Origin of the sequence: Microcoleus sp. S13_B4, from assembly GCF_036700885.1 — a bacterium.
In the GTDB taxonomy this organism is placed as follows: Bacteria; Cyanobacteriota; Cyanobacteriia; order Cyanobacteriales; family Microcoleaceae; genus Microcoleus.
The window spans coordinates 1-10,656 of sequence record NZ_JAUBPU010000103.1 but is presented as its reverse complement, the minus strand read 5'-3'; the positions used below and the strand labels follow the sequence as shown (position 1 = coordinate 10,656).

General features: G+C 45.7%; 13 protein-coding genes and 1 pseudogene. 12 read left to right on the top strand and 2 right to left on the bottom strand.

The window, feature by feature from the left end; genetic code table 11:
* The 5 genes from QT994_RS26830 to QT994_RS26810 form a co-directional block, all read left to right on the top strand.
* On the top strand, positions 1-699 hold a 699-nt coding region (locus QT994_RS26830; protein ID WP_333180035.1), incomplete at its 5' end, for a group II intron maturase-specific domain-containing protein.
* Positions 700-869: 170 nt separating this feature from the next.
* Entirely contained in the window at positions 870-1,703 is an 834-nt protein-coding gene (locus QT994_RS26825) for a group II intron maturase-specific domain-containing protein (protein ID WP_333050352.1), read from the top strand.
* 195 nt (positions 1,704-1,898) lie between these two features.
* Positions 1,899-2,354: a hypothetical protein gene (locus QT994_RS26820; RefSeq protein WP_333050350.1), complete on the top strand. Its 456-nt coding sequence runs from the start codon at positions 1,899-1,901 to the stop codon at positions 2,352-2,354.
* Positions 2,355-2,731: 377 nt separating this feature from the next.
* Positions 2,732-3,517 carry a ParA family protein gene (locus QT994_RS26815; protein WP_106331468.1) on the top strand — a complete coding sequence of 262 codons (786 nt, stop codon included), beginning with the start codon at positions 2,732-2,734 and terminating at the stop codon, positions 3,515-3,517.
* The gene (locus tag QT994_RS26810) at positions 3,514-3,948 is read left to right on the top strand and encodes a hypothetical protein (RefSeq protein ID WP_333050349.1); all 435 of its coding nucleotides are present in this window, start codon (positions 3,514-3,516) and stop codon (positions 3,946-3,948) included. The genes QT994_RS26815 and QT994_RS26810 overlap by 4 nt, the downstream gene beginning before the upstream one ends.
* Positions 3,949-4,538: 590 nt before the next feature.
* Here QT994_RS26810 and QT994_RS26805 read toward each other — a convergent pair.
* Positions 4,539-5,489, bottom strand: coding sequence for a tyrosine-type recombinase/integrase (locus QT994_RS26805; protein WP_333050347.1), 951 nt, complete (start codon positions 5,487-5,489; stop codon positions 4,539-4,541).
* A gap of 448 nt (positions 5,490-5,937) precedes the next feature.
* Here QT994_RS26805 and QT994_RS26800 point away from each other — a divergent pair, with 448 nt between their 5' ends.
* The 3 genes and pseudogenes from QT994_RS26800 (at position 5,938) to QT994_RS26785 (ending at position 7,822) form a co-directional block, all read left to right on the top strand.
* Entirely contained in the window at positions 5,938-7,029 is a 1,092-nt protein-coding gene (locus QT994_RS26800) for an RNA-guided endonuclease TnpB family protein (protein WP_333050346.1), read from the top strand.
* A gap of 105 nt (positions 7,030-7,134) precedes the next feature.
* A pseudogene (locus QT994_RS26790) lies at positions 7,135-7,505 on the top strand (element excision factor XisH family protein).
* Positions 7,493-7,822, top strand: coding sequence for a XisI protein (locus QT994_RS26785; RefSeq protein WP_106332496.1), 330 nt, complete (start codon positions 7,493-7,495; stop codon positions 7,820-7,822). Before QT994_RS26790 ends, QT994_RS26785 begins: the two are co-directional and overlap by 13 nt.
* A 549-nt stretch (positions 7,823-8,371) precedes the next feature.
* On the opposite strand, the gene QT994_RS26780 is transcribed toward QT994_RS26785, so the two are convergent.
* Positions 8,372-8,614: a hypothetical protein gene (locus tag QT994_RS26780; protein WP_333050345.1), complete on the bottom strand. Its 243-nt coding sequence runs from the start codon at positions 8,612-8,614 to the stop codon at positions 8,372-8,374.
* Between the two features lie 192 nt (positions 8,615-8,806).
* Here QT994_RS26780 and QT994_RS26775 point away from each other — a divergent pair, with 192 nt between their 5' ends.
* The 4 genes from QT994_RS26775 to QT994_RS26760 form a co-directional block, all read left to right on the top strand.
* Positions 8,807-9,061, top strand: coding sequence for a hypothetical protein (locus tag QT994_RS26775; protein ID WP_333050344.1), 255 nt, complete (start codon positions 8,807-8,809; stop codon positions 9,059-9,061).
* Positions 9,062-9,409: 348 nt separating this feature from the next.
* Entirely contained in the window at positions 9,410-9,640 is a 231-nt protein-coding gene (locus tag QT994_RS26770) for a hypothetical protein (protein WP_333050343.1), read from the top strand.
* Positions 9,641-9,671: 31 nt separating this feature from the next.
* A complete protein-coding gene (locus QT994_RS26765; protein WP_333050341.1) occupies positions 9,672-10,175 on the top strand; it encodes a hypothetical protein in 504 nt (167 codons plus the stop codon).
* 287 nt (positions 10,176-10,462) lie between these two features.
* A partial coding sequence (locus tag QT994_RS26760) for a hypothetical protein (RefSeq protein ID WP_333180033.1) occupies positions 10,463-10,656 on the top strand: 194 nt, incomplete at its 3' end.

The window sequence follows — 10,656 nt, the reverse complement described above, 5'->3', positions numbered from 1 at the left end:
TTTCTAGGCTTCAACATCAGACACTACAGAGCCGAAAAAACCTCTAAAACAGGTTGGAAGCTGCTGATTAAGCCAAGCAAGGAATCGGTAAGCAAAATACGGAATAAGTTGCGAAAGGAATGGCTCTCCTTGCGAGGGTCGAATGTTCTAGCAATTATTAAACGCTTAAACCCGATTATTAGAGGATGGGCGAACTATTTCCGTTCAGGAGTGTCTTGTGAAATTTTTCATAGTCTTGACCGTTGGATGTTTCATCGGGCAGTTCGCTATGTCAAGCACACCCACCCTAAAAAACCCCGTTACTGGAGACAAAGCCGCTATTGGGGCAGGCTGAATTTAGAGCGTAGCGACCGATGGGTATTTGGTGACAAAACCACAGGAATGCATTTGCTCAAATTTAGCTGGTTCAGGATAGAAAGACATATTCTGGTGAAGGGCAGATCATCTCCTGATGATCCAAATCTTAAAAGCTACTGGCAAGACAGGGAGAAGGCTAAATCTAAATCTCTTACTCCCAGTAAACAAAAGATTGCTCAGAACCAAGGATGCATTTGTCCTAAATGCGGAGAATCTCTATTCAACGGGGAAGAACTGCATGTTCATCACATTGAACCAAAACAACAGGGTGGGAGCAATAGCTACAAAAATCTCCGATTCTTACACTTCTACTGTCATCAACAGATTCATGCTGCAAAATGACTGAAGCATGTGGAAGCTAGTAATTTGCTTAAGCCGGATGTGCTGAAAGGTACAAGTCCGGTTTTGAGGGGAGGGGGTTACAGCGATGTAATCCCTTTACCCGACTTCTCCACGAAGACATAACCGTTGTTCAAAGATGTAAGGAGATAATCTCCGAATGGTTAAAAAGCATGGGCTTAGAACTGAAGCCTAGTAAAACTCGCCTAGCCCACACCCTTGAGGAATACGAGGGAAATACCCCGGGTTTCAACTTCCTTGGGTTTAATATACGGCAATTCCCAGTTGGAAAACATCACTCTGGGAAGAATAACGGAAAATTGCTAGGTTTCAAAACAATCATCACCCCAAGCCAAGAGAAGCAAAAGATACACTACGAGCAAGTAGCAAACATCATCTACGCCCATAGAACAGCGACTCAAGAAGCGCTAATTGGAAAACTCAATCCAATTATCCGAGGATGGGCAAACTACTACTCAACCGTCGTAAGCCAAGAGACTTACGAAGATCAAGACCACCTAATCTTTGACAAACTTAAGGCTTGGGCAAAACGCCGTCATCCCAAAAAGTCTATCCAGTGGATCATCAATAGATACTGGCAGACCATTGGCGGTAATAACTGGGTATTCGCAACCAATGCAAAAAGTGAAAACTTAATGCGGTTAAGAACGCATAGCGAGACTCCAATAGTCCGCCATGTGAAAGTTAAAGGCGAATCGTCTCCATACGACGGAAACCTGGTTTATTGGAGTACAAGAAGGGGAAAACACCCTGAAATCTCAACAAAAGAGGCAACTCTAATGAAGAGTCAAAGGGGTAAATGTAACCATTGCGGATTGATTTTCGGAGTTGAAGACAAATGGGAAATCGACCATAAAATCCCCCGATCCAAAGGCGGTAGAGATGAATATAACAATCTTCAGCTCTTACACAAACATTGCCACGATGTAAAAACAGCCAAAGATGGTTTGGCTGGGGGTAGTATTGTTAATTACCCAAATCACTGAGGAGCCGGATGAGGCTAAAGTCTCAAGTCCGGTTTTGTAGGCGAGGCAGAAAGGCGACTTCCTGACCTTAGCTATCGGAGTGTCAAAATAAACAGCCATTATTGATTAAGCCTGGTTTATTGCTGTGAGCCAACACCCTGTCTGGACGCAAATCCGTCGATCGCACCAGCCACGAGAGCTAGTATCATATAGCACATGGTACTAGAAAAGAAGCTCAAACTCATCCGTGATGTCGAAACGGGTATCATTGCTCATCAGGTCTGCTGCGTTGGGGTACTTCACACTGGTTTGGGCTCTTCAATTGCAGCGAAGTGGCCGGTGGTTGAGTTGGAGTATCGGCGCTTCTGTGGCCCCGATGCAGGTCGAAAGCGTTTTGTTCTCGGTAAAGTCCAAATGGTTCGGGTTAGCTCCACTCCTGAGTTATGGGTGTGCAGTATGGCGGGTCAAAACCTTCACGGCAGTAAGAAACGCTATACCGATTACGATGCCTTGGCGCTCTGTTTATCTAAACTCCACCACAAATCCCTGGAATTGGAACTAACTCCTTTCCTTCCCTACAAGCTTGGATGGTCTGGGGGACGGGGCGAATGGAGCGTTGTCCGCCCCCTCATCGAACAGCACTGCCCCAATGCCGTTATCTGCATTGATTGACCTGCATTCACGGGGACACAAGAGTGCGTGAATGCAGGCCGCCGTTAACTATAAAGAAACACGCACCGCGCCTTTTAAACACGCACTCCACATAAAAAAACACGCGCCGCGCCTTTTAAACACGCATCTATAGAGTCTGTGGAGGAAAATTGGGTGGGGACTGAGCGAGCTCATCTCCGCTCACTTGCTAATTTTAATAATTTAGCTTTTTAGTAAAATGCTAACTTTAGCTGTTTATCTTTCAAATAAAATATAAATTGCTAAATAAATAAAATAATAAAATATTTAAATTAGCTTTTTACTAATTTAAATATTGACTAATTTCGTTTTTTAGATGACGATATATATAGAAAACCCCATCCCATGTCCCTAAAGCCATGATTGCAGTCGCCATCGCGTCCCTGTCCGGGGGGCAGGGCAAGACAACCGCATCTCTATTCCTGAGCCGCCTCCTAGCGAGCCGGGGCTATCCCACACTGGCTATCGACGCCGACCCCCAACACAACCTGACCACCTACCTGGGGCTAGAACTGCAACCCAACCAGCCCACCTTGCTGGAAGTTCTCAAAAAATCCGTACCCATCGAAGACGGCATCTATCCAGTCGAAGGTAGCGACAACTTGTTTCTAATTCCCTCCGACGACGGCCTTGACGCCGCCGCCGACTACCTATCCAGCAGCGGCGTCGGCGCTACCCTGTTGCTGCGCCGCCTCGAACCAGTTGCCGAAGCCTTTAAATTTTGTATCATTGACGCACCCCCGCAGCGCTCGCAGATTTGCTTAACCGCAATCGGTGCCGCCGACACCGTAATCGTACCCGCCGAAGCTTCCGTCAAAGGCTACGGTTCCCTAGTGCGGACACTCGACTTGCTCAACTCCATGAGAGATGTCAAAGCAACCAACGCTACCGTACTAGGAGTGCTGCCCTTCCGCGACCGCTGGATTGGCAACACTCAAACCCTAGAGAGCCGCCTAGCCGTAGAAGGAATGAAAGACGAAGTTGAAAACGAATTAATTCTCCCTTCAATCCGAGAATCCGAACAGTACAAAAAAGCCATTAACAAACGCCAAACTCTCAGCGAATTAGGACATCCCGACTTAGAATATCCCTTTGAAATACTGCTCGCCAAAATCGAGTCTCTTTTACAACAAAAAGTACAATGAGTGACAGCATCCTCGACCAAATTCGCTCCAACCGCAAGCGAACAGTTGTTCCAAGCCGAGAAGATACTTTAATCGCCCCCAAACAGGAGAGCGAACAAATTACCCAACAGTCAACTCCGGCGAACGAACCTTCAAAAGAAACCACTGGTGACAATTCAACCTTAGAAGAGTTAAAAGCCGAACTCGCGAAAATTCCGCCAACTCGCCGCCATTCTGCTGTTGTTTTAGATGCCGAAATAGATGCTAATTTGACGAGATTTTGCAAAGAAAAAGGAGTGACTGTAGAAGTATTTTTAGAAGCTGCATGGCTGCAAGCAGTAGCTTCATCTGAGCTGATGGAAAAAATCTTGGTAGAAGCTAAGTGCCGCTACGATTCAAGAAAACTTGCTGGAAAGCTGAGGCGGCTGATCACAATGCTATCCGGGCGCTGATAGGGAGTAAATCTTAATCGCTGATTCTCTGGACTACTTAGGACTTTTAGGGAGTTTCTGCGAGCGTGACGAGCGTAATCGGTTGTGTTACCATCAAAACTAATCAAACATTAAAAGAACGAATTTTTGATGGTGAGTGTTGCCCCTATTCCTGGGATGGTTGCATAAGTAGGTAGGCGGGATTAAACCGAATAATGTAACAGTATGTAAATAGGCTTAAGTCAGCCAGTAGAGAGCATTTGGACACTTTACATCGTTTACATAGTTGCGTTTTAAAGCGCCGACTTACTTAAGTCCTAAATAAATTGCCACAGCAATTTCCAGGTTTATGGAGTACGGTTGCAAGGGTTTGTCAACCATTTTGGTAAGTGCCTTTGGTAAGTGCTTGGGATTAAGGTGTACTCTATTTGCCTGGAATCTGCTGTATAAGTTTCATCCAAACCTCACGGGATGCGTGAAACTCAGACACAAAGCGTGCTGAGAGGGAAGCGACTCGGAGGATTTTAATCCCCGTTGTATTTTCAGGATATAGCAGTCCTAGATGTCTGTCTTGTCCACTTTGTATCAATCTTATGTAGTTCTCGACCGCGCTAAAATTCCAAATGCTGCACGGCCCGCCGCTTAGTTTCCTCCCCACGCCTGTCATATTTGGCCGTAGTTACCGGAGAAGCATGACCCGCCAACTTTTGCACCGTCACAATATCCACCCCAGCATCGAGGAGGTCCGAGCAAAACGTGCGCCGGAAATCGTGGGGACTAAAGGACTCCACCCCAGCGAGAAACGCCCGTCGCTGCACAATCTTCAACACACCATCCTCCGTCATGCGTCGGCGCTGAATTTCTCCCCCCTTCCGAATCGGGTACAACAGAGGCCCTGGAGCCTCTCCCCTCAACTCCAGCCACCGGGACACTAAAAGGCAAGCAGACTCCGGGAGGTAAACCGTCCTGTCTTTCTTGCCCTTACCCTCCCGGACGAACAGCGCTCCCGTAGATAGGTTGAAATCTCGCTTCAAGAGATTGACCGCTTCACCGCGACGGATGCCGCCCCCTCGCAAGATAGCAATCAGCGCCGAGTCCCTAACATCAATAGGGGTCTTACCAGAGCAGCTTTTCATCAATGCAGCAATCTCACAGAGCGTTAGCGCGCGCCCCCTAACTTTTCCCGATTGCTTGATACTCCTGACATCCACCGCTTTACTGTAATCGAGGGGGTCGATTAAATCCAACCGCAAAGCTTCCTTTAACACCCGCCGCAGGGCGCACAGCATTTGGTTCACCGTCGCGGGGGCGTACTTTTTCTCAAGGGCCGAGCGCAGAGCCGCCGTATGTCTGTAGCGCAATGCCGCCCAATTCAAAGTCATTGCGTCGCACTCCCCACCTGTCAGCATTCGGGCCATGATATTGAGCCCTTCTCTCATGGTTGCCTTTGACCGCTCGCTCCCCAAACTGTCGAGGTACACTGCTGCTGGGTGCTGAGTCAGGGGTACCGGACAGGGCAGATTCAATGTTTCCGGCTGTTGCTCTGGGAGTAAGTCGAGCATTTACTCTTTCAAAGTGACATTATAAATACTAAATTTTACGCCGAAAAGGCGTTAGCGATCGATTTGGCTCTTCCCTGGTGAACCCTCACCGTCCGGGGACGAGCCCGTGTGTTCCCTCCTCTTCGTAGAAGAATAACACCTTTATGCAGCTTTAGTCTGTTTTTTTGGGCTACTTGCTGTGGAATCGCCTGATATTGCTTTATCGCTGGTGGGTGGGAGAGTTATGCGAAGTGAGGGGAATTTTTGGGGAGTGCGATCGCGAATGGCTGTAATGATATGATGGCGGAATGGCAATCAATACTGCTCGGTTAAGCAATTTCGTGGTTATGATATGTCAGCTAAAGATATCTTTCACAATGCTGTTCGTTCAGCTTTAGAAAAAGAGCTTGACTAAAGTGCCAAATAGTTTGCTAAAATTCTCCATAGTTAATCATTGAGAGGAAGTTTTGTGTTTGCCCTCAAACGAGCGCTCAAACTGAATAACAACGAAGCGACTTTGATGGCAAGACACGCAGGATTCCGGCGCGTAGTATTTAACTTTGGGTTAAGCTTGCGGACTCAAATGTATAGCGAGGGAAAATTCACAGACTCGAAGGTGATCAACGAAGTTAAAAAAGTTCTTACCAACTACGTCAAGAAAAAGCCTGAATTCTGCTGGATGAACCAGTTGTCTAGTCGAGTTTATCAAAATGCTTTAATTGACTTGAAAGATGCTTTTAGTAGATATCGCTCAGGAAAGGCAGGTCATCCAAAATTTGCTAGCCGTCGAGACGGTCAATCTTTTACGGTTGATTCATCTAACGGCAAAGTTTTGTTAACCGCTGGCAACACTATTAAGATTCCTACTTTGGGAACTTTTCGGCTTTTTGAGCCATTAGAGTGTAGTTTTATCTCTCAAACTTTCACGATTTCAAAAGAAGGAAATCGCTGGTTCGTTTCTTTTTGCGTTGATGCAGAACGTCTCCCGGTTCAGCAGTCTGAAAGTTCTGTAGGAATTGATGTCGGCATCAAGTCATTTGCCACGCTGTCAACCCAGCAGGTTTTTGATGCGCCAAAACCGTTAAAGCAAGCGAAAACCAAGCTTGCTACTTTGCAGCGCCAAGCATCTAAACAGCTAAAAGGCTCTAAGAATCAGCGCAAAACTTACAATAAAATTAGCCGACTCCATGCAAGAATAGCTCGTATTCGCCTAGACTTTCTCCATAAGTTGACAACTTATTTAGCCCAAACTTTTAAGCTAATTAAGATTGAAGATTTAAACGTCAAAGGAATGATGGCGAATCATAAGTTAGCTGGAGCAATATCTGATCTTGGGTTTTACGAATTAAAACGGCAACTCGACTACAAGTGTCAAATGTATGGAGCTAGTTTGGTACTGGTAGACCAGTGGTTTCCTAGTACCAAAACTTGCTCGAATTGTGGCAACAAAAAAGATATGCCACTAAGCGTTCGGACTTTCGACTGTCCTGCTTGTGGCATATCTTTAGATCGGGATTTTAACGCAAGTTTGAATATTTTAAATTGGGAACCCTCGGCTTGAGGGGAATAGCCTACTTATCTTGGGATTAGCCGTCTACCCAACAGCGTAGGAAGTAAACCCTGAATTGTATCTAAAGACGACTTTAGGTAGGTTTAGGTAAGTTTTATAAAGCAGGGATGGATCATCACTCACGATCCTCTCTTTATCAAGGTAGAGGAACTTGATTTTTTTATCGACTTAGCAGGGAAAAGAGTTTATCAGCAGAGAAAGATGGCTTCAAAATTGCTATTGAGATTAAGTCTTTTATCGGTGCATCTGATTTAGCCAGCTTTTATATAGCTTTGGGTCAATTTCTCAGCTATCGTTCTGCCCTGAGAAAGAAGCAACCAAACAGAATTTTGTATTTAGCAATAAACCAAGATGTGTATAATGATTTTTTCAGCAATCGTTTTATTCAAGAATTAATCGCTGAGCATCAGCTCAAATTACTCATTTTTGATGTTATTCAAGAGGGGATACTTTTATGGAAAGAGTAAACTACAGAGAATTAATCCAAACAATTCTATCTCAACACTCAAGGAATGACTTGGATACTGAAACAGAAGTTCAATTACTTTTTGATACCGAACGGGAACATTATCATGTGGTTCATTTGGGCTGGGACGAGCAAAAACGGGTTTACGGCTGTGTGATTCACGTTGATATAAAAGATGGTAAATTTTGGATTCAGAGGGATAGAACGGAAGCAGGAATAGCGAATGAGTTAGTAGCCGCCGGAGTTCCCAAGGAAGATATTGTTTTAGCTTTTAAAGCCCCTTACGTGCGTCAATTTACTGAGTTTGCAGTGGGGTAATTAGATACGGAGGATTTACATTTTCATCAAAAATAAAGTATTTAGTTTTATCACGCGAGCGGAACTTACGCTCATAAACCGGGTTCCTCTGAAAATCCTGTGTTTGGAGATGTCGAGGAATAGCACTGGGGAAGAAATTCATAATCCGGGTTAGCTACCCCCTTTATCATCGGCAGAAAGATACTCACTTTCTGCTCGCGCAGAAGAATCTGCGCGCTCGTTATTTTTCCCTCAGCAAGATTGTCAGCTTCCCGCTATCTTGGCAACAAGCAAAGACTTCCGGCTGATAAAATATGCAAAAAGATCATAATTTCAGTTAAGAGAGTGAAAATAACGATCGCATGGTTACGGGCGAGATTGAAGGACGGGAAAATGCCCCTACATTATTCGGATGCCGGAAAGAGTGATCGCTCTTTCTGGAGCTTCCCCGGCAAACCTGCGGACTAGAGCCCAGCGAAAGCTCTGTGCGAAGCCGAGGGTTGCTTCATGTTAGCGTGAGGATATTAATTGAAAGGTTCTTGCTATGAAGCAATACAAAAACTTTTCCCATCACTGGACACGACGGCAACTGCTCGAATTTGGGCGTTGCATTTCAGGGGGCGACAAGCGCCCCTGAAGGGTGTCCCTTTGGCGCAGTGAATAAACGGCCGCTTCCATCAAAACCGAGAGTTCTGGGTCTGCCATCGTTTCCACGGATGCCAACAGCGAAGGATACAAAGAAGCGCTCGTCACCCCTAGCGTTGTAGCAGCAGCGGACACCTCAACCGTTAGCGGTATCGGTATTTGTGTCATGATTGAAAAACCTCATTAATGTGAGTGCCACACCCCGCCCCAGAAGATTTCCAGTCAGAGGGAGCGGGGTTTGATTTTGGTGTTAAACGATGCCTGTGTATGCACAGATATGCTTATGTATGCACATACATAGCACTTTTATTTGGGTATTGTCAAGCCCTATGATGAAAATTGTTGTGCATACACAGACAAATGACCAGAAAACCCGCAGAACGCAGCGCTTGGGGCGAAAACAAAGAGCGCTACAGCATTTTTGTAACTCCCACCGCGATGAAGGCGATCGACACCAGGGCTGAGGCTCTTGACATATCGCGCTCTGAATTCTTGGAACAGTTCGCCCGTCAGATGGTGGGAATGACCGATACTGAACTAGGAAAGGAGGATAGGGAGGAATTGACCAAAAGTCTTGGAGCAGAGTATCGCATTAGCCCGCGAAGAACTTGCTAGCAGGGGTTTGTTTCTCAAGCGCAAGGCTAAGGGCGATCGGGTTCAATTGCTAAAAAATCAAATTATGGAATGGGAAACACTACTTGAAAAACTAAGGTGAAGTTTCGGTATACACCAAAATTTGTTGATCTCGCGTTTGGTGTATACCCAAAACAGCAACGCCAAGTGTGCTGGATTGAAAGTTCAAAATGTCTCAGATTTTTTGCCAAAAGCTTTTGTGGACTGCATTTAGGTAGAACCAGAGCTAAGAACGGCATTTCAATTTTTTTGAGTTCCACGACCCCCCAAACCCTTACTATAAAAAGCTGGAGGCGTTTTAAAATACATCCATTTAAAGGAGTGACTGCAATGATTGGATGGCCGTTTAGCAAAAGTGAGGATGACGATTCGGAGCAGGAAAACAGACATTCGGCGTCATCTGAAGAAGATGGCAAGGAGATGGAAAAAAAGTATGGGTGGGAACTCAAAAGAGTCGAACAAAACGAGGACGATTCAGACCTATCGGTCGATTGCGTGTTTAAGGGCAAGCAGACCAGCTTCTGGGATATGTGGGGCGACCATCAAGACGACCCGGACTAGATGAAGCATAACTATAAAAGCATTTGATGTGATGACACAAACTGAAGAACTCGAACTTTACGACCCATTGGCAAGCAAGTCTACGCTGAGCCTTTACCTAGTCAAAGAGCAAGAAAAATGGATTCCTATCGAAAGCAAAGAGCTTGTGATTGGGAAACAGTTGACTCGACTGTTACAGCTTTCTCACGATTCGCGTCCTCTACTGAAGCGCAAGGTCAAAGTTGGAGAACGGCTAACTTACCACGTTAAAAAAGAGGGTAGCCCTTGGAAAGCTTACCTTGTCACTCCCTCGGACTGGGTAGTGGTCAGAGTGTTTCGGTACGAAGCTGACCTATCAGAGGTTGAAGGGGATATGCCAGAGTTTCGGGACGTACAGATTGCTTACTGCGAGCGCCAGCCTTTGATGCCAGAAGAAGCTGAGGCAATGACTTATGAGATTGTCAGCAAGGTTTCCGTTTATTCATGCGGTGGCGACAGGGAAGCTTATCAGAAATTCCTTGCCAGCGAGCAATCTAAGCCATACGTTCGAGTTTAAAATTGGAGGATCTATCAACTCATGGAATTACAGAGGCCCTTGGCAACAACCGAAGAGCCTCGCAGCCCAAGACCAGACCAAAAAAAAGAGTCCGCTATCTATAGAAGAGACGGCAGACAAAAAAATTAAAAAAACTTTAGATTCATCATAATCTATTTCTGCCATTACCGCATCATTTGCACCTTTGCACATTAACGGTAGTTACAGCAGAGCCGTCTCTTCTACATTTAGCGGGTTTTTGTAAAAAAAACCAGTTAGCACCGCTATGAGTAGCGAGAGAGGCATCTATGAACGTTGTTGCAAATCAATTTTTATCAACTACCACTTATCTTTGCCCCAAACACAAGAGCCACATTGAGAGCCGGGGGCTGTTGAACGATTGGAGTTACGCCAACTGCCGCACCGTATCTGCGGATGAGGCATCAGTTTACTTGGGCTACGCGGCGAAGTCTGGCGGTATCCTGTTTGTGGGAAAAACAAC

Bases quoted from the DNA above. Each gene is read 5' to 3' on its own strand.
- QT994_RS26815 (WP_106331468.1), top strand. From the start codon at position 2,732: ATGATTGCAGTCGCCATCGCGTCCCTGTCCGGGGGGCAGGGCAAGACA.
- QT994_RS26820 (WP_333050350.1), top strand. From the start codon at position 1,899: ATGGTACTAGAAAAGAAGCTCAAACTCATCCGTGATGTCGAAACGGGT.
- QT994_RS26770 (WP_333050343.1), top strand. From the start codon at position 9,410: ATGATTGGATGGCCGTTTAGCAAAAGTGAGGATGACGATTCGGAGCAG.
- QT994_RS26785 (WP_106332496.1), top strand. From the start codon at position 7,493: ATGGAAAGAGTAAACTACAGAGAATTAATCCAAACAATTCTATCTCAA.
- QT994_RS26825 (WP_333050352.1), top strand. From the start codon at position 870: ATGGGCTTAGAACTGAAGCCTAGTAAAACTCGCCTAGCCCACACCCTT.
- QT994_RS26780 (WP_333050345.1), bottom strand. From the start codon at position 8,614: ATGACACAAATACCGATACCGCTAACGGTTGAGGTGTCCGCTGCTGCT.
- QT994_RS26805 (WP_333050347.1), bottom strand. From the start codon at position 5,489: ATGCTCGACTTACTCCCAGAGCAACAGCCGGAAACATTGAATCTGCCC.
- QT994_RS26775 (WP_333050344.1), top strand. From the start codon at position 8,807: ATGACCAGAAAACCCGCAGAACGCAGCGCTTGGGGCGAAAACAAAGAG.
- QT994_RS26765 (WP_333050341.1), top strand. From the start codon at position 9,672: ATGACACAAACTGAAGAACTCGAACTTTACGACCCATTGGCAAGCAAG.
- QT994_RS26810 (WP_333050349.1), top strand. From the start codon at position 3,514: ATGAGTGACAGCATCCTCGACCAAATTCGCTCCAACCGCAAGCGAACA.